Origin of the sequence: Bacillus sp. 7884-1, from assembly GCF_002272245.1 — a bacterium.
Classification (GTDB): Bacteria; Bacillota; Bacilli; order Bacillales; family Cytobacillaceae; genus Neobacillus.
This window is the reverse complement of record NZ_NPDD01000217.1, coordinates 1-26,521: the sequence shown is the minus strand read 5'-3', so window position 1 is coordinate 26,521 and position 26,521 is coordinate 1. Positions and strand designations below refer to the sequence as shown.

Here is a 26,521-nt window from a genome sequence, read left to right as displayed (position 1 = left end):
AAGTATTCCAAAGTAAAAACCATGATCAAACAGCTTCTAATTGCAAGAAATCGAGCTGGACATGGGAAGGTATATTCTGATCAAAAGAAAAACAATCCAATTACTATGGAGCTAACTCATGAGAGTAAGAGGTTTCTTGAGTTTTTAATAATTAAATACATTGAGAGTCAAATTGACATTAAGGAATATTAAAGAATTTCACACTACTCATATTAAGATAAATAGATTTTTAAAGAATCCATGAAAGAGGGTTATTGAGATGTTTGACAAGCGTTATTTGTATTATGGATTAATTGTTTTGCTCTTCCCTGTTGCACTTAATTTTATTTTATTTCAATTCAACTCAAGTTACGCATATGGTGATGGAGACGTTTGGCTGGGTTTTTGGGGTAATTACTCTGGAGGAGTTATTAGTGCAATTGTCGCTTATCTGGTTGCTAACTTTCAAATAAAAAAACAATTACAGCTGGACTTATCAAAAGAAAAGTTTGCAAGAAGAATAGCTCAGTTACCTTCTTTGGTTAGAATAAAATTAGAGTTAGAGAACTATATTAATCAATTGAAAGAAGTTAAACAGGAAAGGGATTATTTTATTTTAGCTAATGGTGGACTTAAAGACGAGGATGAAGAGGAGGGAATTGAAGAATTTGAAGTCATTAGCAAAAAGTACAAAATTGAATTGTTAAATGTAGAAACCTATAAGTTTTTAGAGAAGATAGAAAATGATAATTTACATATTGAGCTAATTACTTGTTTTAAATTTTATGATGATTTCTCAAAAGCTACTAGCTTTGACCTTATCTCTCTTGAAAATCAAGAAAATCAACTAATGGAAGATTATGTACACGATTATTCAACTGTTCCAAGTGTAATTGAACAAGTAAACCACCTCCATTTAGAAATGCAAGATTATTTTATAAAAAAGGAAAATGCTTGGAAAAACCTTTTGGAGAAGGACGTTATAACTAAGTTTGAAAATGTTCTTTCTGAAGTTGAACAAGAAATCAATAATATAAAAGAAATAAAAGAAAATGAAAGTTCTTCGATTTTGAGCAATATAAATTAAAAAGATTCAATGCCACCTCATTTGTCTTACGAAGTAAGAATTGCTCCAATCGAGTAATCTTAAATTCCTTATCTTCCCCTTGAGCCAGCTCAATCTGGAACATACCAGAACAAGCCGGAAGGGTGGAACTTGATGAGGAATAGCAATCTGGAAAACTCTTATTGCAGAGCCTTCAAATAATAATATTTGAAGGTTTTTTTATGCGAAAAAGTATCAGAAAGCACGGAAGAGTGACAGCAACTAAGAAGGTGACGGAGAAATTAACCATGCCGGAAATGTTTGAGAGGTTCATTTGGTTCAAACAATCGGAAGGTTTAGCTCCTAGAACAATGGAAGAGTATCATATTCATTTTCAATGTTACTAGATAATTTGCAGCAAGATTTGTCCAACAAAGAAATGACTTTTGAGGTTTTCCTTGAATGAATGGATTGACTTAATGATAAATGAAAAAGGGTTTCAACCTACAACGGTAATTATACGTGTTAGGACGATGAGAGCGTTTCTCCGCTGGTACTTTTTAGGGAAACTTATTTACGAGCCTATTCATGAGAAGGTTAAGCTAATGAAAACAGCAGAGGATAGAATTAAAGGATTAACAGTTGCAGATAAAGCAAATTGGGTAAATACAATATTTAAAGCTCTTCCTACATTAGTCATAATATAATCCATCATTAAAATAATATATTCAATTGTTGATCGTTCATTCTTCCTCTACACTATCTATAAGATGCATGGTGATTCATGCCACTAATATAATGAGGTGAAAATTATGAAAGAGGGAAAACGGGTTAGTGTTTGGGAGGAAAATGTAGAAATACCTACTTATGAAGTGGGCAAGCCAGACAAAAATCCAATGTTTCTTGAAAAGCGGGTGTACCAGGGGAGTTCAGGAAAGGTGTATCCCTACCCTGTTATTGACCAAATTGAAGATGAGAAAAAGTTAAAATCTTACAAAATAATCTTTTTAGAGAATGAATATCTTCAAATTCAAATCATGCCTGAAATTGGCGGGCGGATATACAGAGCTTTAGACAAAACGAATAACTACGATTTTGTTTATTACAATAGAGTCATTAAGCCTGCTTTAGTGGGACTTGCTGGTCCATGGATATCAGGAGGTATTGAATTTAACTGGCCACAGCACCATCGGCCAAATACGTTCGGTAAGGTGGATCATACCATTAAACATCATGAAGATGGAAGTGTGACGGTTTGGGTTAGTGAGATTGATAGAATGTATGGAACCAAAGGTATGGCCGGATTCACTTTATACCCTGATAAAGCATACCTGGAAATTAATGGGCAACTTTACAATCGAACCACTCAACCGCAAACATTCCTATGGTGGGCAAACCCGGCTGTTGCTGCAAATCAATACACACAATCTGTTTTCCCTCCAGATGTTAATGCCGTATTTGACCATGGAAAGAGAGATGTTTCTACATTTCCGATTGCAACAGGAACTTATTACAAAATGGATTACTCAGCAGGTGTAGACATTTCAAGTTATAAAAATATTCCTGTCCCAACATCATATATGGCCTATCACTCAGATTATAATTTTGTAGGTGGTTATGATCATTCAAAAAATGCTGGGATATTGCATGTTGCAAATCATCACATTTCTCCCGGTAAAAAGCAATGGACCTGGGGTAATGGTGACTTCGGAAAATCCTGGGATCGTAATTTAACCGATGAGGATGGTCCCTATATTGAGCTAATGACCGGAGTGTATACGGACAATCAGCCTGATTTTACTTGGCTGCATCCATATGAAGAAAAAACATTTTCCCAGTATTTTATGCCATACAAAGATATAGGTATGGTAAAAAATGCAACAATAGACGCAGCAGTGAATTTAGAAATTATTGAAGACAAGATATACGTATCTGTTTATGCTACCTCAGAATTTAAAAAAGCTAAGATTGAACTAACAGGAAAATCCAAAACTTATTTGAGTAAAAATGTAGATATCTCACCTTCGAAGACTTTTAGTGAAGTGTTGGATCTGGAAGTTGCCGATCAAACTCATGCTTTAAGAATAATTATAAAAGATCAAGAGAATCGAATATTAGTCCAATATCAACCTGCTTCGCCTAATTTTAAAGAAATCCCCGAAGCTGCAAAGGCGATCGGTGCACCAAAAGAGTTAAGAAATACGGAAGCACTTTTTCTAGCAGGTCAGCACCTCGAACAATATCGACATGCCACCTATGAACCTGATTCTTATTACCTTGAAGGGCTAAATCGTGACCCGGACGATATTCGTATTAACAATGCTTATGGCAGCTTACTGCTTAGACGTGGAGAGTTTAGCGAAAGTGAAGCTTTTTTCCGTAAGGCAGTAGAGACCTTAACCCGTCATAATCTAAATCCCTATGATGGCGAGCCCTACTACAATTTGGGTTTGTCACTTAAATATCAAAATCGATATGAAGAAGCCTTTAATGCTCTTTATAAAGCCACCTGGTCTGGGACATGTAAGGATAAGGCGTTCTTCACACTTTCACAGATAGCATATGAACGTGGGGATTATGAGGAAGTGTTGGAGTTGGTGGATCAATCACTGGTCCATAATGCTAGAAATATCCAGGCCCGAAATCTAAAAGCAGCTGCTTTATTCAAACTGGACAGAATATCAGATGCAGAAAACATGTTGTTGAACACCATAGATATGGACATCACTGATTTCTTTGCTAGAGACCAGCTATATAAAATTCTAAGCAAAAAAGCAAATAAAAAATCAGTTGAACGAGCCCTTGAAAACCTGAATAATCTGTTAAGGGATGAGCCTCATAACATTTTATCATTAGCTCAAGAATATCTTGCTGCAGGGTTATTTGAGGATGCTATTCAATTACTAGAAAGATATATTCATAGAGATAATTCTTTACAAACACCTATGATCTATTATTATCTGGGTTATGTGTACGGAAAAATGAATGATAGACAGGAAGCATTGAAACAGATTCAAATAGGATCAAGTCTTCCTTCAGATTATTGTTTCCCTACCATGATTTGGGATTTAATCGTTATTGAGTATGCCATTAAAATCTATCCCCAGGATGCCAAAGCTCACTATTATCTAGGAAATTTATTGTACGATAAGAAACGTCATCAAGACGCGATTATGCAATGGGAACGCTCGGTGGAATTAAATGCGTCATTTCCAACCGTGCATCGAAATTTAGCGTTAGCTTACTTTAACAAAAGAGGAAATGCGAAACAAGCACAGGCTGCATTAGAAAAAGCCTTTTCCTTAAATCAAAGTGACGCCAGGGTTTTTTATGAGTTAGATCAGTTATACAAAAAGATTGGTGTAGAACCAAAAAAACGATTAAAGAATATGAATGACCATTTTCAGCTAGTGAACATGCGGGATGACATATATACGGAATATGTAACACTGTTAAATGTAGATCAACAGTATGATGCAGCCTTGGAAAAGCTCTCTACTCGAATTTTTCACCCGTGGGAAGGGGGAGAAGGAAAAATCACGACGCAATATGTGCTAAGCCATGTAGAAGTGGCAAAACAACATATTAGAAACGAGTTATTTGAAAGGGCTATCAAACATTTAGAGCAAGCTCTTGTGTTTCCAGAAAATCTTGGTGAAGGTAAACTAGAAGGTGCACAAGAAAATCATATTCACTATTATTTGGGCTGTGCTTACACTGCAATAGGTCAGAATATGGTTGGTAATGAACATTTTTTAAAGGCATCTGAAGGTTTAAATGAGCCGTCAAGTGCTATTTTCTATAACGATCAACCACCAGAAATGATCTTTTATCAAGGATTGGCGTTATTAAAGTTAAGCAGAGTTGAGGAAGCAAAAAAACGTTTTAACAAGTTGATTAACTATGGAGAGAATCATATTTTTAAAGAATTAAAAATTGATTATTTTGCGGTCTCTTTGCCTGACTTTTTAGTCTTTGATGAGAGTCTTCAAAGGAAGAATGAAATCCATTGCAGGTTTATGATGGCGCTGGGATTTATCGGTAAACAGTTATATGATGATGCGAAAGAACAATTAGCAAAAGTAATGAACCTTGAACCCGCTCATCAAGGAGCTCTTATCCATTTAGATATGTGCGAGGATTAAATGCAGATGGGGGACTAACCATTGTCCCTCGTTTACCCCAAAAACTGTTGATTAATAGATTGATAATTTGTCTAATAATTTTAGTTTTTGTGAGTGGAGGTATTTGACAGTGAAACGGAAAATTGGCACAATAAAAGATAAATTAAGTAATTATCTGATAATTACAATTAACCATATTAGTTGAAATTCCATGATATTTCCAAATAAATACCCCATTTTAATGGATATACAATCTTAATGAGTTAACAAATGGTGAGGTGGGAGTTTTACATGCTTGTTTATGATCAATATTTATATCTTGAAAAACCAGCTGTTGAAGATGATGTTGTGGTATTCCATTCCGGATTTTGTTCCACCGATCCAAATTATAGTTATGGAAAAGATTCACGTGATTACTATTTAATTCATTATGTAACAAAAGGAAAAGGGACTTATACAATTGGGGGAAAGACCTATTATCTTAAAATACATGATGGGTTTCTTATAACGCCTGGCAGCACGATTGTACACACCGCCGATACTACAGACCCTTGGGATGTTTGCTGGATAGCCTTTTTCGGTAAAAAAGTGGATCAATTACTGAATTATGCTGGACTGAATCAGGATCATTTAATTTTCCATTATGAAAAAGATGACTTTTTAGAAAAATGTATAAAAGATATTTATTACGAAAGCCGTTCAACTAGGAATATTGCCAAAATTACCGGATACTTCTTTCTATTTTTGGGCAAACTCATCGAAAATCATCAAGCTACGACAGATAAGAAAAAAGAAATTCTAACCTTTTCACCTTTCGATGATGCCATTATCTATATTAGAAGAAATATTCGTAATCAAATATCGATAGAGAATCTCGCAAGTTACCTACGATTAGATACCTCGCAAGTATACCGTATTTTTAAAAAAAATACAGATTGTTCCCCTTTACAATTTATTACTAAATTAAGAGTTCAGAAGGCTTGCGAAATGCTAATTAAAACAGATATGTCTGTAAAAGAGATATCTGAATGGATGGGCTTTGAATATCAATCCCATTTTACAAAACAATTTAAAAAGATAATGGGAATAAATCCATCGGATTACAGGCTGCAGAATGCAGAAGTGAAAAATTAGATATTCTAGTAAAAGGATTTAGTGTGTAATGTATATTCATAATTTTCGAAAGATGCATTGACAGATAGAATGATCAAAAAGATAATAAAAACATGATTAACTTAAAGAAAAGCGATGGTTTTAGGCATCAAAAAATTATAGTATTGCCGGAATCTGCCCTTCAGGACCTAGTCCAACATCCACTTACACAATCGATGTTCGTTACAGATATTGGGTTTTTTCCAAGGGCGCAGTATCATTATAGGGAACGGGAAGGTGGGTGTGACTCTTATATTGTCCTGTTTTGCATTGGGGGTAAAGGGTGGATATCCTATAAAGGTGAGCATCAGAAGATTGAGAAAAATAATATTATTGTACTTCCCCCGAATATTGGCCATACTTATGGTTCCGATGAACAGGATCCCTGGAGTATTTACTGGTTTCATATTAAAGGAAAGAATTCTTCTTATTACTTTCCAGAACACATACTAGGGCAAGGTGTAATCTTACCTCCTAATCAGGGACAAAGGTTTATAGAAATATTCTATGAATGCTATGGGCTATTGGAAAGAGGCTACTATATTAATAATTTAATAGGTGTTACACAGGCGATGGGACATTTATTAAGTCATATCTTTATTCATCAGCGACAGTCTTCAGTCGAGCTAATTAATCATGATATGGTCGAATATGCGATTCAAATCATGCTGGATCACATTGAATCATCCTTAACATTGAAGGAATTAGCGGAGCAAACTAATCTTTCCAAACCTCATTTTATTCAGGTTTTTAAAAAACAAACAGGGTACACCCCGATTGATTACTATCTGCGGCTAAAAATACAAAGAGCCTGCCAATATCTTGATTTGAGCGAATGGACGGTAAAAGAAATTTGTATACAATTAGGATTTAACGACCCCTATTATTTCTCGAGGCTATTTCGTAAAATTATGGGGCTTTCACCTTCCAAATACCGTAGTAGAAAAAAAGGTTAAAAGATCGTTCCCACCATAGGAACGATTTTTATTTTGGGTACAATACTTTTCTTAATATTTTTATGAAGAACACTTTTGTTAATGATTAATAGAAAGTGTAAAAAGTTCTGTTTTTGAAACCCATTTCTCAGAGAACATTTTTATGCAAGATTTGTATAAATGAATTCAAGTATTAATTATATAAATAAGTTAGATAAAAGTTGTATGATATGTACATAAAAACAAAATCGATTTTGTTTAAGCATTCTTTATTCTTATAGCAAACAAATTCATAAGAAAAATTGATTGCAACGTCAAAAATGTAAGCGGTTTATACGGTGGATTCCTGAAAAAAAAGAAAAGGGGATGGTTTTTAAAATGTGTAAAAGAATGCTCAGTATTTTAGTAGGTGTTATATTGTTGTTTGCGCTGGTAGGATGTAGCTCAAGTTCTACTAATGGAAAAACCAGCAGTAAGAACAATGAATTAAAAATGGTATTCTGGGATAGTAACCAAGAAAAGGGACTCAAAGCCATGGCTGATTCTTTTATGAAGAAAAATCCCGACTACAAGGTAACCGTAGAAACGATTCCATGGGAACAATATTGGACTAAACTCCAAGCTGCTGCACAAGGCGGAAACATGCCCGATATTGTTGTTATGCATCCTGATGAAGTAAGTAAATACGCTGAAGGCGGAAAGCTTATGGATCTGAAAGATATGTTTACTAAGAGTAAAATTACTAGTTTAGAAAGTTTTCCTCAGTTTGTTGTGGATGACTTCTCCTTCGATGGTAAGGTTTATGGAGTTCCGAAGGATATAGGAACGATGGCATTGGCTTACAATAAAGATTTATTTGATCAAGCAGGTGTGGCTTATCCAAATGACAACTGGACTTGGGCGGATATGCTTAGTGCAGCTGAAAAAATTACAAATAAATCAAAAGATGTCTATGGGATCGTAGCACCCAATGATGGCCAGAATTTTTATTGGAATTTAGTTTGGCAAAATGATGGAGATTTTTTTGCCAAGGACGGTAAGACTAGCACATTTAACTCACCAGAAAACATCGAAGCCATGAAATACGTCGTTTCATTTATAGAAAAAGGCTATACTCCGACAGTTGCTGATTTTGCTAACTTAAGCCAGGATGAATACTTTGAAGCTGGTAAGGCGGGTATGATTTTTGCAGGATCATGGATGTTGCCTGAATACCTGGCAATTAAGGGGCTTAACTTTGATATTGCCCAACTGCCACAAGGAAAAAAACGGGCAGCAATTTCAAGTGGTATGGCTTTCTCGGTTTCTAAAGATAGCAAAAATCCAAAAGCAGCATTAAAGTTAGTTGAATTCTTAGGATCAGAAGAGGCACAACTCATTCAATCAAAATCAGGTGTCGCCATTTCAGCTTATAAAAATACGCAACAGCCGTGGATTGATGGATTTACTACTATTGATACGACTCCTTTCGCAAAAGTGATTGATTATGGGCACACAAGTCCTGGGATTACCACAAACAATGAGGCATCAGCAGTCATCGACAAATATATGCCTGAAATATTTTCCTTGAAGATGCCTGTGAAAGAAGGGCTGAAAAAAATAACAGATGAAATCAATGCACTTAAATAAAATTCTCCTTCAATTTCAATATCGATAATTCTTAATGTAGGACTCTTTTTATACAGCCTTAATAGCCGTATAAAAAGATCCTACATTACAATAATTTCAAATGAATGGGAGGATTACATAAGAAAATGAATAGTAAATATCCACATTTATTGAAAAATCGAAAGATAACCACGTGGTTTTATGGTTATCTTTTTATTGCACCCACCATGTTAGGTGTTTTTATTTTGAATCTATGGCCAATAATTCAATCAATCTATTATAGTTTTAATGAGGTCAAGGGTTTTAATTCACCCAAATTTATAGGATTAGATAACTATGCACGTTTGATACATGATACAGAAGTTTACAGAGCTTTACTAAACACGTTATTATATTGTATTTTAACTGTTCCGCTTGGAATCATTGTGTCTCTGGTAGTCGCTGTATTTTTAAATACAAAAATTAAGGGAAAAGGAATTTTTAGGTCTCTTTACTTTTTGCCAGTAGTTTCTGCCCCAGCAGCAGTTGCTCTCGTTTGGAGATGGCTGTATAACCAACAATACGGCTTAATCAATCAATTATTAGAGATATTTGGGATACCAGGACCCGATTGGTTAGGAAGTAGAGAATTAGCAGTGATTGCAGTAGCCATTGTGGGCATTTGGAGTATGGTTGGCTATAATATGATTATTTTAATTGCAGGTTTACAAAATATACCACGCTCTTTATACGAAGCAGCAGATATAGATGGTGCAGGAGCATTTGCTAAGTTTTATAAAATCACCATACCTTTACTATCTCCTACATTATTTTTTGTTACTGTCATTACGGTGATTAGTTCCTTCCAAGTTTTTGATCACATTTTTATGATGCTAAAACCAGAAAGTCCGTCCTTTAAATATACAGAATCCATTGTATATTTATTCTATCGCTATACCTTTCAAAATTATAATAAGGGCTATGGATCTGCAATTGTAGTATTAATATTGGTTATTATTTTGATCCTCACATTAATACAATTAAAGCTGCAAAAGAAATGGGTTCATTATAATGATTAGGAAAGGCGATGGGAACATGAAACAAAAAAAATGGGGACTATTGATCGTTTATGTCCTTTTAATACTAGGAGCAATAAGTATGGTCCTTCCTTTTATTTGGACCTTACTAACATCTTTTAAAACACAAGCAGAAGCATTAAAAATTCCTCCTCAAATTTTGCCAGAATCCTGGAGCTTAAATAGCTATGAGAAGGTAAATGAAACATTACCGTTTGTGAAAATATTTATCAACACATCTTTAATGGTATTTTTTAGATGTTTAGGTTCTGTTTTCTTTAGTGCCTTGGCGGCATATGCTTTTGCCCGCCTGAAGTTTCCTTTAAGAAATTTTTTCTTTATGCTGATCTTAATTCAAATGATGGTACCTGGCCAGATATTTATCCTTCCACAGTATATGCTCGTGAGTAAACTAGGATTATTAGACACTGTTACAGCTTTAGTTGTTCCTGGTGTGGTCAGTGCATTTGGTACATTCTTGCTTAGACAATTCTTTTTAAGTATTCCAAAGGAATTAGAAGAAGCCGCTATTATAGATGGATGCTCAATATGGAAGATATTTTGGTTTATCATGCTGCCGCTGACAAGATCTGGATTGGTTTCAGTTGGTATTTTTACCGCCCTTTTTGCATGGAAAGATCTTATGTGGCCTCTGGTTGTGAATTCGTCAATTGAAAAATTGACCTTATCTTCTGGTTTGGTCACATTGATGGGGCAATATTCGGTTGATTATCCACAATTAATGGCTGGTTCATTAATGGCCATTGTTCCTATGATTATTTTATTCATAGTATTTCAAAAACAATTTATCGAAGGGGTTGCAACCTCAGGGATAAAATAAGCATTAGTTTTATATTGGAGGGAATAACCAATGTCAATTACCGTTTATCAAGATAAGTTTTTTATACTTAATACTGAAAAAACATCCTACGTAATCTGCATTGACCATCATCACTTGGTTAGTAATGTATATTGGGGAAAACGAATAGATAGAATGGAAGACTTTGACGGTGCTGAAGTACTGCAGACTCTTAAAGCTAACAATGTTCAAACATCTATGGAAGAATGTTCATCCTTTGGTGGAATGCGATTTAAAGAAACATCCATGAAAGTAACTTTTACTGATGGAGTTCGTGATTTTCGATATAAAGTAAAAGAACATAACGTTTCGGATAACAAGCTAACCATCGTTTTAGAAGATATCTATTATTCTTTGAGAGTTACCCTGCATTATTGTGTATATGAGAAAGAGAATATTATTGAAAAGTGGAGAGAAGTAGAGAATTTTGGAAATGAAAATATTATTTTAGAGCGTTTTTATTCTGCTGAGTATGGAATCGAAGGTACTGGGTTTGAGACGATGAATTATAGTGGACATTGGGGTAAGGAATTCCAGCAAAGCAGTGAACTTATTCATAGTGGAAAAAAAGTATATGAAAGTTTGTTTGGATTAACAGCACATAATGCAAATCCATTTTTCGTCGTTCACAAGAATGCAGACGAAGATACCGGAGAAGTTTATTATGGTGTGTTGCAATATTCAGGTAACTTTAAAACAGTTGTGGAAGCCGTTCCAAATGGTTATGTAAGTATCCTAATCGGGATAAGTGATACTGATTTTGAATGGATATTAAAACCTAGAGAGATATTCAAAGCACCATCCGTATTTTCAGGATATTCAAATCATGGATTTACAGATATGTCTAACACTCTCGCATTATTCGCGAGAAAACATATAATGCCTAAAAATTGGGCCGAAAAACCGTTACCGGTCCTCTATAATTCATGGTATTCCACATTATTTGATGTACAATGTTCGGATCAAATAAGACTGGCAGAAAAAGCAGCCAAGCTGGGTGTTGAACTTTTTGTGATTGATGATGGCTGGTTTGAAGGGAGAAATAATGATAAAGCAGGATTAGGCGATTGGTATGTTGACCGTGAAAAGTTTCCTGATGGACTTGCACCACTCATAAAAAGAGTAAATGAATTAGGTATGGAGTTTGGAATTTGGATTGAACCGGAAATGGTCAATGCGAATAGTAATTTATATAAAAAACATCCAGATTGGATTTATAGGTATCATTCTAGAGAAGTACTGATGGGAAGAAACCAATACATGCTGGATTTAACGAATCCGGAGGTAGTAGAGTACCTAATAGGATGTTTTGATACTTTATTATCAGAGAATAATATAGCGTATATAAAATGGGATATGAACCGCTATGCTTCTGAAATAGCCTCTTCCGTTCAAAAACCGGAGGATTACAAAACGATCTGGTATAAAAATACCCAAGGAGTCTACAAAGTTATTGAAACATTAAGAAAACGGCATCCGAAAGTTGAATTTGAAGCTTGTGCTTCAGGTGGCGGCAGAGTGGATTATGGTTCAATGACATATTTTGATGAGTTTTGGCCTAGTGATAACACAGATCCCCTCGATCGCCTGTTTTTACAAGAAAATTATAGTTTCATTTACCCAATTAAATATATGCGTGCCTGGCTGACGGACGATTTTGGAATGAACAATCGTTCTATTCCGCTTAAGTTTAGCATGCATACCGCTATGTGTGGTTCGTTAGGTATTGGTACAAATTTAAATGAAACCGAAGAAGAAAAACTGTTGCAAATTAAAAAATATATAGATGAATATAAAAATGTGAGAGAGATTGTTCAATTTGGATACTTGTATCGATTAAAATCATTGAAAAAGGATGAAATTCAGGCAATTCAGTATGTAAAGGAAGATAACAGTGCTTTATTTGTCTTTTTGGATCATGAAAGATATGGTAAAAAGTTTCATCGATTAAAACTTAAGGGATTAAATAGCTCTTCTTTATATCGATATGAATTAAATGGTACCGAATGGACAAAATCAGGAGCCTTTTTGATGAATATGGGCATAGAAATTAAATTAATAGGTGACTATGATAGTTTGTTAGTTCGTTTGGAAAAAATAGAAATTTAGTGGTGGAAAATCTATGGTAGTAGTAAGTTGCTTGAAATGGAAGAATCTCACAGGTGTATTATTGGAAAATGAAGTTTTACAAGTGGTTGTTTTACCTGAATTGGGTGGGAAAACAGCCTCTATTTACCATAAATCAAACTCGTTTGAACTGGTAGCACAAAATAAAAAAGATAGCTATAATATTCCACCACCCAATGCGGAATTTACAAATTATGATGCATCAGGATTTGATGACGCATTTCCGACAATTGAAGCTGCTATGCTGGAATGGAATGGTATAAGCTTGAAATATCCTGATCATGGAGAGATTTGGAGAGAAAAATTCATCTATCGAATACAAGATGATGTTTTACATCTAAATTTTACAAGTGATAATTTCCCTTATAATTATCATAAGCGGATTATGCTTGATGGGGAATCAGTTATTTACAAATATAAAATCACTAATACAGAGGAAGAAGCTTTCCCTTGCCTCTGGGCTTTTCATGGTCTTGTTCGCTATGAAGAAGATATGCAACTATATTATCCTAATGGTGTAAAGGAATTTATTAATGTGCTCGAGAGTCCGGAGCTTGGAAGAATAGGGAAAATTTATGATAATCTGAATGATGAATATGACTTCAACAATGTACCGAATATTAATTCTAATACAATGATAAAATATTATGTCAACGGGAAAGTAGAACATGGATGTTGTGGATATATTTATCCAAGTCAAGGCATGCATTGTAAGATTCTTTATGATTCTACTAAACTCCCCTATTTAGGAATGTGGATTACTGCTGGTGGTTTTAGAGGTGATTACAATTGTGCGTTTGAACCGACAAATGGATATTATGATAATATTTTAATTGCAAAAGAAAATTACAGTTTATTTATGCTAAGGAAAAACGAGCCATTGGAATTTTCTTTAAAGATACGTTTGATTCAAATGAACTAGTGATTTTGATAACTGCTTAAATTCAAGCCTATAGGGTTCAGTGTTAGGAAGCACTGGCTCCTTTTTTCGCAGCGGGCTGTTAAACCCTTGCTTGCTCAAGGATGATTTTACTGTTAGAGGTTGGGTTACATTATATCGATAAAAACGGCCTCCGAATCCGGAAGGCAATTTCTCTAGGATGTGTAAGTGTCCTCCTGGAGGGATAATGGTATTAACTACGGAGAACAGATCGAAAATAAGTATGTAAATTCTAAATGAAATTCTTACGAGGTGTTTCAAGTGGACACCAACTGGACACATGCCCTAAATTTCATTTATAAACAGTGAAACACAAGGGATTATTGATGCAGAAAAAACCATTGACCTCTTTAGAAAGCTAAGGTAATAGGTGTAGATATAAGGGGTGAAACAATAGTTTTCAAGTCTACTAAAATTTGTTTAAAGGGTTGATGCAAATCATGTCTGAAGTATTAATTAACGAGTATCGTGGAGAGGTATTAGAAAATGTTCATCGCGGTTCTATTTGTGTAGTAGATGATCAAGGATCCGTTCGTTATTTCTTTGGTAATGTGGAATCCATGACATTTTATCGTTCTGCTGTTAAACCGATTCAGGCAATTCCCGCGTTTCGTAGGCAAGTGGATATAGCTTTTAATTTAACCCCGAAAGAGAGTACGTTGCTTGTTGCTTCACATAGGGGAGAAAGCTATCATGTCGAAGCCCTTCAGTCATTAGCAGAAAAAATTGAATGTACGGAACATGACTTACTATGTTTGCCTACATATCCTTTGAATCTAGATTCAAGGAAGGAATTGATTTGGAAAAATCAACCTGAACGGAGAATCTACCATAATTGTGCTGGGAAGCATTTTGGAATGATGGCCTTAGCCAAGCTATTAGGAGTTTCTAAGGAAAACTATTGGGAAAAAAATCATCTAGTTCAAAAAGAAATTCTCCAGCATCTTTCTATATTATCAGACTATCCGATGGACAAAATTGAGAGCGGGGTCGACGGCTGCGGTGTTCCAGTCTATGCCCTACCGCTTAAACAGCTAGCGATATCCTATGTTCGTATGGCATGTCCGGATTTACTTGATGATATAGAGCTGCAAACAGCGATCCGAAAAATTTGTCAGCTTATGAATGATAACTATCCGATGGTAGGAGGAAGTAAGCAAATTTGCTCGACACTGCTTCAAGACCGAAACATTGTCGCCAAGGGAGGAGCAAAAGGGGTATATTGCCTCGGTTTGAAGGAAGAACGGTTAGGTGTTTCCCTTAAAATAGAAGATGGCTCCGAGGAAAGTTGGCCTCTAATCGTTGCAGCGATACTGGAACAAATTAATTACAAGAATTCTGAAACAATTGAGCGTATGCATCAGTTAGCCACTTGTTCTGTGTACAATGATAATCACAAAATAGTGGGTGAAAACAAAATTGCATTTCATCTTAACCAAATTTAAATTTTTTCATAGTTTGGGGAGGTGAACAATCAGGAAGTTAGTAAACTGTTATTTTAAAGTAGGGCCAGTAACTAATGGAAAGAGTGGATGTTGTGAAAATTTTAATCGTTCAAAAGGAAAAAATTGCTGGATTTGTTGCAGATATAGTTGAAAGGCAAATTGAAAGGAAGCCTAACTCCGTTTTAGGGATGACAACGGGTTCGACGCCGCTTCAATTGGGGATTTATCAGGAATGGATAGAACGATCAAAGAATAGACAAATTGACTTTTCACGTGCAAAATTTGTGAATCCAGATGAGTTGCTAGGATTGCCGGCGGATCACGATCAAACATACCGAATGTACATGAAAAAACATTTATTTTCTGGCTTGGGTGTTTCTGGTGAAAAGACATTTATTCCAAATAGTGGAACCATGGACGCGGAGGAAGAGTGCCGCAACTTTGAAAAGTTACTGAAAGATTTAGGAGGCATTGATTTGCAGCTAATGGGGCTGGGACTGAATGGGCATATCGCATTTATTGAACCAGCAGATGCTATCCCGTCATCTACTTATGTGGTAAAGCTAGATGAAGAAAATCGTCCAAAATTCTCAGGATTGAATTCAGAAAAGGACCCTACCCATGCCATCACAGTAGGTTTACGCACTGTCTTAAGAGCTGAGTCCATTGTCCTGGTTGCGACAGGTGAAAAGAAGGCAGACATAATTGCTCAAAGCTTCTTAGGCCCAGTGACAACCAAAGTCCCGGCTTCATTTCTTCAATTACATATGAATGCAACAATTATATTGGATGAAGCTTCTGCAAGCAGGATACCTGAACACTTTTATGAAAGTTCAAATGAGGTATGATAATGTTTTTATCATCATGTATTGATTCTGTCTTTTTAAAAGTGATATAATCTCAGCCGATCAAATTTTGCGGGTGAAAAATATTGGGTTAAACACTTTGAATTTTGTAATTGGTTAGATAAGCACATTGATTAGCTGGAATGGATAGTGATGAAGCAAGGAATTCAGATTTTAGTAATATGGAATTGGTTAAATTCGTTAGTGAATGAACAAGGACATGAAATCCATTAATCAGGCTTAAAGGCGGGTTTGAGGTTACTAATCGCTAATGGGGGTGAAAGTATTACTCTCTTCATCCACAATTCTGAACCTATTCGGAAAAGGGAATCGGATTGAATCTGATGAGGTGCGTATGCACGATTAAGTTTGCACATATCGTTGGCCTTAGAGATTGCCAAACTTTGACGATACCAGCGACTTTCAAATATAATAAAACCGTAAAGGTCGAACGGAAACTGTAACGGTGATGGGCCTAAAACTGTTTAACCGCCTGTTTGAACGTTGATATTGCACGCAGAGTGACCGGAATAATTAACCGGATATTATCCCACAGTCTTCAAAACTGCTTGAGACCTGCGTGCCAGGTCTGGTGGGTTCGATTCCCACGCAGTCCCGCCAACCTTGATATATAAAGGTTTTTGAGGAATTTTTTTAAGGTTAAAAAGGAAGATTTCGCTAGCTGAATACTAAAAAATATCTTCTTTGGTCACATATTGGTCACAAGGAATTAATTTTAAATAAATTACTTAATAAGTTGCTCAAATTGGTGAGCGGCTTCTTTTTATATATTTGGTTAGACATGTGTGTACGTATCCATCGTTATACCAATTGTTGAGTGACCTAATCGTTCGGAGACAACCTTTGGATGTACCCCTTGTTGTAACAATAAAGTAGCATGGGTATGTCTTAAATCGTGAAACCTTATATAAGGCAAGCCACAGCTTTCAACTACCATGAGATAGTTTCTTGCCATTTCGGTTGGTTGGATTGGTTTACCGTTTTTTTGAGCAAAGACTAAATCTAAATCATGGTACGCTTGGCCAAATAAAAGTTTATTTTCTAATTGTTGTTTATAGACTTTTTTCATTTCTTTTGTAAAAGTAGGGGTAACTGTTATAGACCTACTTTTACCTGATTTAGGTTCCTTAAAGGTCAATCCCACCTTTTTTACTTCCTGTAAGGATTGTCTTACATAAATCACTTTATTATCGAAGTCAATATCCTGCCACCGCACCCCTAAGACCTCACCGCGACGCATCCCTGTATTAATGGCAGTGAAATAAATTGGAAAGTAGGGAGAACTTTTAGCCGCTTCCAAAAAGGCTTTAACCTGTTCATTATCCCATGTCTGCATTTCCACTTTTTTTGTTTTTGGTGGAGTTATCACTGCTGCTACATTTCTAATTATGAATTCCCATCTCATCGCATCTTTTAAGGCTTTAGAAATTAACCTGTGATGATGTTTCACTGATTGAGCTGAAAGACCGTTTCCGTCTAATTTACCGCCGCTAAGTTTTTGAGCATAGTACTCTTGAAGGTGTGATGATTGCAACTTAGAAATTTTAATATGACCTAATATGGGCTTTATATGTTGTGTAATCATGTAATGATAATTTTCATGAGTTCTTGGTGCAGTATTTGACTTTGAATGATTATCAAGCCAATAGTCCAAATACTCGCTAAAAGTTATAACAATTTTAGAAGATAACAGTATTTAAGAGGTTCCTCTAATAGAAAGGTGCCTAGTAATATTGTCTTGATGAGGGTTAAAAGACCTAGTGATAAACAAGTTAGTTATAGTGTAAACCTCATATTTTCCAAAAATTTCTGGTTATTAAGAATGAAGGTGGGAATGTCTTTTTATGTAGAAACATTAGGAAATCTAGTGTATATGAAAATGACAGAATATTCATTATAATTTAAATTACACTATTTACAGTCTCGAAAATTTTCTTTCAGACAGTTATAGTGTGAGACCAAGATGCTTGTACATAATTGGTTATTTTAATTTTTTGACAGGAGGAATTACACTGAAAAGAAGAATTTTTGTGAAAACTGCATTGGCAGGAGCATTAGTATTTTCAGCAGGAGGAGCTTCCGTTTTAGCCCATGATGAAATTGGGGGAGGAGTTGAAAAAGGCGATAACCTTGCTGGTGTGGAATTGGCTGTCCCATTGCTTGAAGGTAGTAAGAATACTGGCAATCTCAAGGAAGTGGCGGCTGTTCCTTTGAAAGAAATCCGAAAAGGTGTAAAAAACTCAACAGGGGATGTATATGCCTATAAAGGGTTTGCCTATTTAGGAACGCACCGAGCTAATGGCGGAGGGGGAGGTGTCAGAGTTTTTGATATGAAGGATCCTTCTAACCCTGTTGAAGTTTCAGCCTTTGCTGATATTGAAGGTACTTGGCAAGAAAAAGTAATTGTCAAAACCGTAAACACTAAACACTTCAAAGGAGATTTGGCTGCTGTAAGTGTACAAAAGATGGATCAAAAAGATCCAAATTCAAAGGGCGGTTTTGTGCTATATGATGTAACAAATCCCCGTGAACCTAAAAAGCTCGGTTTCTGGGAATCACCTTCTTCTGGAGCAAGGGGTACCCATGAGCTGTATTTAACCGTTCAAGGAGATAATGTTTATGTTCTGACAGCTGATTGCTATGCTGACTATTACTCGCATGGCAAAAAAATGGATGTTTCCATTGTTGATGTATCCAACCCTACTAATCCGGAAACCATTTATGAGTTTAATCCACGTGACTATATACCTGAAGTCAGCGATGAAAATTATGATGGTTACAATTGGACAGATGAGGAAGGAGTAAAGCGTGTCGCATTTGCCCATAGTGTAAAAACAGATGTAACAGGAAAAACAGCTTTCCTTTCTTACTGGGATTTAGGAACCATTATGCTAGATATAAGTGATGCGAAAAATCCAGTATATCTCGGAAGAACAGACTTTGCTTCTGATGTTCAAGGAGCAGCACATTCCATGGATCTTGCAAAAGGCGGAACTGTCCTGGTTGAGACTAGGGAAATATTCGGCCCAAAAAGAGAAGGATTCGAATCTGCTTATGGATATACGATGATTTATGATATTAAAGATAAAACCAATCCAAAGCTATTAAGCACATTTAGGACGGATTTTACCGAAACGATTCCTAATGGAGCTACTGTCCATGATCCAAAGGTGCATGGAAATACATTATATCTTTCACATTATTCTGGTGGAGTTAGAACGGTCGATATCACCGATCCATCTTCACCACAACAAACTGGTATGTATATCCCAAGCAGAGCAAATATTTGGGGAGTTTTTGTAGACCGGAACTATATTTTGGCATCTGATATAGGATCCGGCTTGAAGGTTTTGCAAAAAGCCGGAGGTCAATCATCACCAGCATTGGCGGAGTAGTAAAAAGATAAAGGTTAATAAAATACCAAAATAATATAATCAATGCACATTCCCATTTTGGAATGTGCTTTTTTACATTCTCAAGGCAGCAGAAATATATCGTTATAAGGCGGGCTGTCCAACTTTGACTGTTTTTGGTATCCATCTGCAACTAGTTCTTCGAGTCCTTGTTCGACTTCCTCTGGCTTTACTCCGAAGACATCCGCAACTTTTACAGATGGGATTGTCATGTATTTTGGTTTCTTTGTTGATGACTCGCGCTGAAGTAATTGATTTTTATCTATAGTTGCTCACCTCTATTTTTTCTCCGTTAAAGATTTTCGCTGGCGTAAAAAGCTTAATGAGGATTTAAGCATAATAGTGGATTTTGAATAAAGTTTAATTAAATATCATAAAGTCTGATCGTTTATAATAAAGATTGAAAATTAGTAATAAAGTTTGATCAAAAGCATGTATTAATTTAAACAGGATTTTTCTTTTTTTTTCTTATTGATGTTGTAAAGCTCCAGTCATGTTAATCCACTAAAGGGCGCTATTGCTGAAACTTTTTTTACATTAGTGAAATCGCTACAGGATAGACTAAAAGCTTTTCTGTTCTAAATAAAATCAATGCTTGAGAAAAACAATTTAACTTGATTCTCACCAATTATAGTTGATTGGCAGCTTAAACATTTTAAACTTTCGGCAGATTTCAAAGTTTTAAAGTCAAAACAGGATGAAAAATTAAAATGTACCCTATAGAGTAGACACAAAAAAGTCTATGATAGGGTACATTTTTGTATAATTAAACTGGCAAAAGATAGTTCGGAATGCCATTCGATTCCGAACGAAATTAGGAACGGTCCATGTCCATTTGGAAATGCTGCCTTCTAAAATTATCCTTAAAATATCGTTGGCGCTTGATTTGTAGACCAAAGCTTTTGAGAGAGGCTATGGCGGCAAAGAAGGTTTTGGCTGATATAAAAAAAAAATAAATCATTTCTTAATTGAAGATTTACTAATACCATGATTTTTCTAAGGCACCCAATTGCCTGTCAAGTTACTATTAGTCAGTAGACACTCTTACATATGCTATCCAGATTAATAATCTGGTAAAAGGGTTTTCTCCTATTCCCATGCCCAATCGTTCTCAAAGCCTTCCCAATTACCTCTTAGGCTTGTGTCATACTCTAAGCAGTCCATCACTGTTCCAACTACTGGAATAGGCTTGGTGACAATCTTGATATGTTCTTTGGTTGATAAGTCAAAGTGTGCGATGTCCAAGTATCTGTACCAAAACACATTCTACTCACCAACAATTGTTTTATTCATTAATGGCAATCCCTACTTCTTACGTTAAATAGTAGAACTTTTTTTCGAAAAAAGTTTACTCAAAACACATATTTCCGTCGAAGGAAAATCAATGGTTTTTATAAAAAAAGTTGCACCGTAAAAGTCTAATAAACGTTGAAAATAGGCAGCAGAGCAAGCACATCTCCAACAAATGCAACAAGAGCTTGATCAGATTACTTAGATTGGAATAAGAAAAGCGGAAGCACCCGCGTCGTTGCTTCCGCTTTTTCATATTAAAATTTTTCTAAAATCAATGGGTAATGGTTAGTGATTTTATCTTCTTTATCCCGTTCATAAAGATTCAATATTAATGGACCATTAGAAGAAAGTTTCTCTTTTGGAATTTGAATATGAAGTTTGAATGGCTTCCACTCTTGCTTCCCATTACCAACAACCTGTTTTACTTTCATGTACTCCACATGGCCATCCTCAACCGAATAATAAAATATACCTTTTGTTGACCTGAATTCTCCTGTAATAACATAATCTCCTTTGGTGCCTGCCACCTTTACAAACCTGAAGGTAGTGTTTTCCTCTGGAACATACAGTTTTTGAGTACTGTATAGCTTCGTACGATTTTGGATGGGTTCATCATTTAGTCTGGTCGGCTTTAACATAGCATTGACAGTATATTCTCCAGGAGGAACCCTTTTTCCCTTGAATTGATAGTTCCATTTTTCATATCTTTTAATGGTTTGATGCGGATTTACACTAATGGTCTGAAATGCCTGTAAAAAATACTTCCCTTTTGAATAAATATAAACCTCTGAACCAGTTTGGTCGGTAATTGTAATTTCAAACATTTGTGAAGTAGGAAATTCAAAGTGGAGCGGTATTTCTCCCTCGTTTTTTAGGATCATTTCGAGTTCCGCCATTTCAGGACCAGCTGTCGGGATCATATTAAATGTGTAATCCAAATCGTTCACCCCGTTTGCATCCGTTTTTATTACAACTGGAAAGAAAAGCAAGATCACACATAGAAGTATTCGCATATTGGTCTCCTTTTTCCTTTATTCTCCGAAAAAATCCATAGACCCCTGTCATCTGAATGATATGTTGTTGTAATTTACTGTATCTGCTTTAACTGAGGAAATAGATAAAAGATACAAACAGGAAATGAATATAAATGGGATTCTTTTCATGGACTAACCTCGCTATTAATTTCAGTTATTTTGCTCAATGGAGAAATCGTTAATGCAAGTTCTGAAAAGATATATTATAAAAGTAATGATTCTTGTTAAAGGGTGCTTTAGTTACATTTTCTCCTCCATTCGAACAGCAAAAATATTTTGTGGTTTATTCAATTAAAGGGGGCCATTCTTTAATAAGGCGTCTTTTTGTAATGAGTTAGATTCTAGAACAATACATTTAATTAGATTGGATTATGTTAAAGTGTATAAGAGATTGTAAAGGTTTCTTTACTTAAACTATAGTGCTTTACTTCAATAGGGAGTAAAGCCCCTTTCTTATTCAAGTAACGTTGCAGTTTAATTCAAAAACATTGCTGTACATTTGTTTCAAGAAAAGGAGATGGAATTACGTGGAAACTCTTAACTTAATGGTTGGACTCTCTTGTAGCGGTAAGACTACCTTTATCAGAAAATCGAAACGAGATACTCTGCACTTCGCCTTACTCCCGATGAATGACACATCCGTTTATTTGGGCATGATTTCGGGTATAACATGGCGGAATCAAACGAAGCAAAGCATGGTACTAGACATGATGCAGTGCTTGGCTAGGTGAGTCGCAATCTTTTTCTTGTTCTGTCAAGCTGCAGTTAGAAGAACCTGCTCACTTGCGCTTTTAATTCCCCGTAACCGGCAATAGCGAAGCCCATGCAGCTCTTTTGAGTCTTTGAAGCTTCGCTCCACTTTTTCTTTTCTAAATTTATAAAGCATTTTACCCGATTTAGATAGGCGATTTAATCTAACCTTTTCTTTATGCCTTCCCAGACATGACGAGAAAAATACTGAATAACAGATAGTTTGGAAAATTGACAGGGAAGGGGTCGGGGGTTCAAGTCCCACACAGGTCATCGCTTTGAGAAGCCTCAAATCCTTGGTAGACAAGGGCTTGGGGCTTTTCTTTATTTTTTTGTCAATTACATTTTGTCGCTGAATTTTTATACATTGCACAAAGACTGGTATATTTGTTGCTTTTTAGTTTTAGAATCAATCTTTATCTGCCTACATACATCTCAGCTTTTTTAGATACCCTAGATGAAACCATCTTCTCAAAAATCATTTAAATTTCACGCCAAATGTAATTTCATGTTCATCATTTGTTCATATTCCGATTATAAACTAAGAATTAATAATAGATTGGAGGAATTTTGATGAACATTACTTGTAAAGAAATAAAAAAAATTAAGACGCAATCCTAATTTTCATAATATAAAGAATGCTTTAATACGTATTCTAGGGGAACCACAAGATAGTGGATTGCTACATCTCTTTTTTCTTGCAAGAGGAGAGGGTGAGGGGTATCAAGTAATACTAACACTTTGAAAAATTACAGAAAAAATGCAAAGAGTTGAATATTTCATTTGAAGAGCGTCAAGAAAAAAAGAAAAAATGGTGGGAGTTTTGGAAATGAGGCCAAAATCTTTTATTTCTATAAGCGCTATACCAAGCGACATTTTATACAGGTTGAAAAAACAGTAAAGGGGAGAGGGAGAGTGCAAGAAAAAGAATTATTGGAATTGTTAGAAATAATAACATTAAGAGAATTGTTGGAATTGACATTAGAAAAATCATATAAAAAATTGGCGAAATCACTATCAATTTCAGAACATACATTGCGAGTTATTTTAGTCAAAAGTGGATGTAAGTCTAACGGAAGAGGCAAAAGTGGCTGGAAGTATGAGGGCGAGGATTCAACTATTTTAGAACAATCCATAGAGGAATTAAGCTTTATTGTCAATAGAGCTAGGATGAAAGGTAATATCATTTCGAATGAAATTGAAACTAGCAATATTGATTCAGCTGAATTAATCGCTAGTCTATTTAAGGGTACTAAGTCTATGGGATGTTATTTTGATATTATGATATAGCCAAAGTGCTATCTAGTATCAATAGCGGTAATAAAAGCGAAGTCGTGAAAAAAATCATACGCCAGTATTTGTTTGATAACAATTTAATATAAGGGGAATAGGCATTGAAAAAGCCACCAATTCCAATGAGTACAATTCCAACGGATCTACTCTTGAAATTGAAATTTTACGCGGAAAACAATCTTTATTGGGGGAATTTATGGTCTATGGAACTAAACTGTTCGTTAGCTAACGAGAGCGTTTATAGCAGAACCAAGGATCTAAACAAACCGTAAAAATATACCTTTTTATTCATATGTATTATATTTTCAGGGTTTTATTGTTTAAACTACAATAGACAGGAGTATAGTTTAACAAAAATTATCCTATATATTAAAGAGGAACAAATTTAGACTTTTTATTTTAGGAAGTGAATCGGCAATGGATGAGACTTTTACCGGAGGCTACTTAAGTTTTATTATTCGCGGGGTTGATTTAGATTCTAATGAAATAACGAGAAATATTAACTTCATACCTTCTGAAATAAAAAGAAAACGTGAAACAATAATAAAAAACAAGAAAATGCAGGATTCTTATTGGAGCTATCAATTAGAATATGAAGGATACGACAACTTGTATCCATCTTTAGAGAAGTTGCTGTACACTCTTCCAACCTTCTAAAGATTTTATTAAAAAGATTGTTAAAAAATATGATGCTTACAAGCTATTCTTTCACTTCGTACAATCCTAATAAGCCGAAAATATACAAGTTTATATCATTACTTGTATGTATTCGGTTATTTTGATGGCTATTTGAACTTAAATGCATGATAGTTGAACAACTTTAAGGACACCCTATCCTCAAAAAAGGAGTGTCATAAATGATGAAACCTTACTTGATCATTTTGTTTGTTTTTATATTTTTCAGTGGTTCTCATACAAAACTCAATACATACATTGGCTGAAAATAATTTTCTATTACCAAAAAATGATGAAAAACAATTTATTAGTGCTATGGATTTTTTAAAAAGTGGAAAATTAACTGGATATACTCAATTTTCGGAAGCTGATATTTATTTACAGAAAAAATTGCTTTATAAAGATTTACATAAGTTTATAAAATCAAATGTAAATGAGTATTACTATATTAAATTAATAAATATCTATTCTAATCGAAATAATAATGTAAGCCCCAATCGCCAAGTATATTTTTTGTTTTAGTATATTGGACAATGACAAAATCATTTTAAATCAAATCAACCTGAACTACTGATGTAAATAGTGGTTCTTTTTTTGTTTTTATTTTTATATAAAATGCATCATATCAACCTATAAATCTATTTTTAATTATACTTATTATAAAAAATGCAGTCCCTACCTTCGTTGTCGATGCACCGTGGAGGAAAAATCGCCTTGCAGCCAAACTACCTTATTTCTCAAAGCACAAATAAAGTAGTGTTAAGAAACTTTGAAGGTGTAATTACAACTTATCCGGAACCTGAAAACTATATTCCTGGAAGATCAGAAGAATATTTCAAAGAAATTTATCCAGATATGGAAAATAAACGGTCAAACACAGGAATTGCAGGTTTAATGAATGACAAGTAATTTAATTTGGTGCCTGAAGGTTTATCAAGAATGAATCGCCGCCATGATTATGAAAAAAATCCAGTCCATACTACCTTAAAGGATAAGCGGGAAAAACGGGATGAGTTAAAAGAAAAGAAATTTCAGGCCCAGGAAACTAAAGAAGTCGATAAAAACCATTTACCTATAGAGACATCACATGGAAAAGAATAGGAGGGTGATAGATTTGGAAGGTAAATGCGAATGGTGCGAAGGTTCTTTTATAGAGAAAAGTGTTAGTACTGTTTTTTGGGAACTCCAGACGGAACGAGAGCTATTGGAATTGAGTCACCAACTATTAAATGTCTTAACTGTCAGATGACCTATTAAGATGAAAAAAGCACAAGAGAGATAGAAGACCAATTATTTTTAATAAATACAAAGCAAATCGGAAAAAAATAGACTTTGTAGAATTAATGAAAATCCCAAAATTATTAAAGCGAAATTACTTTGATTTTTCAAGTTAACATGTAGGTGAACCACTATATGCTGAGCCTTGGTAAATGATGTGTTATCAAGGTTTTTTTAACTGGAAAATCAACCTAGAACTTTTTTCCTATTTTAATCTATTATTTTTAAATGTATTTCTAAAAAAATTACGAGAAATTTACATATTCCCCCGAATTTTAAGTGAAAATTTATAATATTCACACAACGTTATTCTAAAAAAAAATCGAAAATTCTATTAAAATATGGATTAAATGACATTTTATAGTATTAAAGTAATAAAAAATTTATTAATTGTTTAAAGTGAAATTCCCCAATACTCTACTTTTTAAGGAGGATGTACAATTAGAATTATATTCATTTTCATGCAAGGGGGGAAAAGGTCAGAGATCAAATCTATACATAGAAAGATGGTGTTCATCTACAACAATAAAAAATATAACCCTGAACGCAAGTCTTAATGCAAGTCTTAATGTAAGCAAATATTAGGGGGAAAATCAAATTGATAAAAAGGAACAGACATAACCGCGTCGCATTTAGTGTTATTTTATGTG

The 26,521-nt window shown here is 34.9% G+C and carries 21 protein-coding genes and 2 pseudogenes; 18 read left to right on the top strand and 5 right to left on the bottom strand.

The window, feature by feature from the left end; translation table 11 throughout:
• Positions 1-259: 259 nt before the first annotated feature.
• From CHI06_RS23620 to CHI06_RS23565, 13 genes are all read left to right on the top strand, one after another.
• On the top strand, positions 260-1,066 hold the full coding sequence (locus CHI06_RS23620) for a hypothetical protein (protein ID WP_095251013.1): 807 nt from the start codon (positions 260-262) through the stop codon (positions 1,064-1,066).
• 200 nt (positions 1,067-1,266) lie between these two features.
• Positions 1,267-1,431, top strand: a complete 165-nt coding sequence (locus tag CHI06_RS30010) for a hypothetical protein (RefSeq protein ID WP_179292758.1) — start codon at positions 1,267-1,269, stop codon at positions 1,429-1,431.
• A gap of 51 nt (positions 1,432-1,482) precedes the next feature.
• A complete protein-coding gene (locus CHI06_RS23615) occupies positions 1,483-1,731 on the top strand; it encodes a hypothetical protein (RefSeq protein WP_095251012.1) in 249 nt (82 codons plus the stop codon).
• Positions 1,732-1,836: 105 nt separating this feature from the next.
• A complete protein-coding gene (locus tag CHI06_RS23610; RefSeq protein WP_095251011.1) occupies positions 1,837-5,169 on the top strand; it encodes a DUF5107 domain-containing protein in 3,333 nt (1,110 codons plus the stop codon).
• 270 nt (positions 5,170-5,439) lie between these two features.
• Complete coding sequence (locus tag CHI06_RS23605; RefSeq protein WP_179292757.1) at positions 5,440-6,282, top strand: AraC family transcriptional regulator; 843 nt, start codon at positions 5,440-5,442, stop codon at positions 6,280-6,282.
• A 92-nt stretch (positions 6,283-6,374) separates the two neighbouring features.
• The gene (locus tag CHI06_RS23600) at positions 6,375-7,256 is read left to right on the top strand and encodes an AraC family transcriptional regulator (RefSeq protein WP_095251009.1); all 882 of its coding nucleotides are present in this window, start codon (positions 6,375-6,377) and stop codon (positions 7,254-7,256) included.
• Positions 7,257-7,613: 357 nt separating this feature from the next.
• The gene (locus tag CHI06_RS23595; protein ID WP_179292756.1) at positions 7,614-8,864 is read left to right on the top strand and encodes an ABC transporter substrate-binding protein; all 1,251 of its coding nucleotides are present in this window, start codon (positions 7,614-7,616) and stop codon (positions 8,862-8,864) included.
• A 125-nt stretch (positions 8,865-8,989) separates the two neighbouring features.
• Positions 8,990-9,901, top strand: coding sequence for a carbohydrate ABC transporter permease (locus CHI06_RS23590; RefSeq protein ID WP_095251007.1), 912 nt, complete (start codon positions 8,990-8,992; stop codon positions 9,899-9,901).
• Positions 9,902-9,917: 16 nt separating this feature from the next.
• Positions 9,918-10,739, top strand: coding sequence for a carbohydrate ABC transporter permease (locus CHI06_RS23585; RefSeq protein ID WP_095251036.1), 822 nt, complete (start codon positions 9,918-9,920; stop codon positions 10,737-10,739).
• A gap of 30 nt (positions 10,740-10,769) precedes the next feature.
• Positions 10,770-12,866 carry an alpha-galactosidase gene (locus tag CHI06_RS23580; protein ID WP_095251006.1) on the top strand — a complete coding sequence of 699 codons (2,097 nt, stop codon included), beginning with the start codon at positions 10,770-10,772 and terminating at the stop codon, positions 12,864-12,866.
• Between the two features lie 13 nt (positions 12,867-12,879).
• On the top strand, positions 12,880-13,806 hold the full coding sequence (locus CHI06_RS23575; RefSeq protein WP_095251005.1) for a DUF5107 domain-containing protein: 927 nt from the start codon (positions 12,880-12,882) through the stop codon (positions 13,804-13,806).
• A gap of 458 nt (positions 13,807-14,264) precedes the next feature.
• Positions 14,265-15,269 (top strand): asparaginase, encoded by a 1,005-nt coding sequence (locus tag CHI06_RS23570; protein WP_179292755.1) that lies wholly within the window; start codon positions 14,265-14,267, stop codon positions 15,267-15,269.
• A gap of 92 nt (positions 15,270-15,361) precedes the next feature.
• Entirely contained in the window at positions 15,362-16,117 is a 756-nt protein-coding gene (locus tag CHI06_RS23565) for a glucosamine-6-phosphate deaminase (protein WP_179292754.1), read from the top strand.
• Between the two features lie 793 nt (positions 16,118-16,910).
• Here CHI06_RS23565 and CHI06_RS23560 read toward each other — a convergent pair.
• Positions 16,911-17,807 carry a tyrosine-type recombinase/integrase gene (locus tag CHI06_RS23560; protein ID WP_257009433.1) on the bottom strand — a complete coding sequence of 299 codons (897 nt, stop codon included), beginning with the start codon at positions 17,805-17,807 and terminating at the stop codon, positions 16,911-16,913.
• Between the two features lie 352 nt (positions 17,808-18,159).
• Between CHI06_RS23560 and CHI06_RS23555 the strand changes: the two genes are divergently transcribed.
• A complete protein-coding gene (locus CHI06_RS23555; protein WP_373558165.1) occupies positions 18,160-19,530 on the top strand; it encodes an LVIVD repeat-containing protein in 1,371 nt (456 codons plus the stop codon).
• A gap of 80 nt (positions 19,531-19,610) precedes the next feature.
• Here CHI06_RS23555 and CHI06_RS23550 read toward each other — a convergent pair whose 3' ends face one another.
• The 3 genes from CHI06_RS23550 to CHI06_RS23545 form a co-directional block, all read right to left on the bottom strand.
• Positions 19,611-19,760, bottom strand: a complete 150-nt coding sequence (locus tag CHI06_RS23550; RefSeq protein WP_257009428.1) for a hypothetical protein — start codon at positions 19,758-19,760, stop codon at positions 19,611-19,613.
• Positions 19,761-20,637: 877 nt separating this feature from the next.
• Entirely contained in the window at positions 20,638-20,811 is a 174-nt protein-coding gene (locus CHI06_RS30005) for a hypothetical protein (protein WP_179292753.1), read from the bottom strand.
• Positions 20,812-21,095: 284 nt separating this feature from the next.
• On the bottom strand, positions 21,096-21,854 hold the full coding sequence (locus tag CHI06_RS23545; RefSeq protein WP_095251000.1) for a BsuPI-related putative proteinase inhibitor: 759 nt from the start codon (positions 21,852-21,854) through the stop codon (positions 21,096-21,098).
• A 548-nt stretch (positions 21,855-22,402) separates the two neighbouring features.
• On the opposite strand from CHI06_RS23545, the gene CHI06_RS23540 reads away from it, so the two are divergent.
• Positions 22,403-22,606, top strand: coding sequence for a hypothetical protein (locus CHI06_RS23540; RefSeq protein ID WP_095250999.1), 204 nt, complete (start codon positions 22,403-22,405; stop codon positions 22,604-22,606).
• A gap of 23 nt (positions 22,607-22,629) precedes the next feature.
• On the opposite strand, the pseudogene CHI06_RS23535 reads toward CHI06_RS23540, so the two are convergent.
• A pseudogene (locus CHI06_RS23535) lies at positions 22,630-22,826 on the bottom strand (transposase); the annotation flags it as partial.
• Positions 22,827-23,540: 714 nt separating this feature from the next.
• Here CHI06_RS23535 and CHI06_RS23530 point away from each other — a divergent pair.
• The 3 genes and pseudogenes from CHI06_RS23530 to CHI06_RS23515 all read left to right on the top strand — a co-directional run.
• On the top strand, positions 23,541-23,915 hold the full coding sequence (locus tag CHI06_RS23530) for a hypothetical protein (protein WP_142301012.1): 375 nt from the start codon (positions 23,541-23,543) through the stop codon (positions 23,913-23,915).
• Between the two features lie 420 nt (positions 23,916-24,335).
• Complete coding sequence (locus CHI06_RS23525) at positions 24,336-24,575, top strand: DUF4279 domain-containing protein (protein ID WP_095250997.1); 240 nt, start codon at positions 24,336-24,338, stop codon at positions 24,573-24,575.
• Between the two features lie 686 nt (positions 24,576-25,261).
• Positions 25,262-25,694: pseudogene (locus CHI06_RS23515) on the top strand (lysine 2,3-aminomutase); the annotation flags it as partial.
• Positions 25,695-26,521 lie beyond the last annotated feature (827 nt).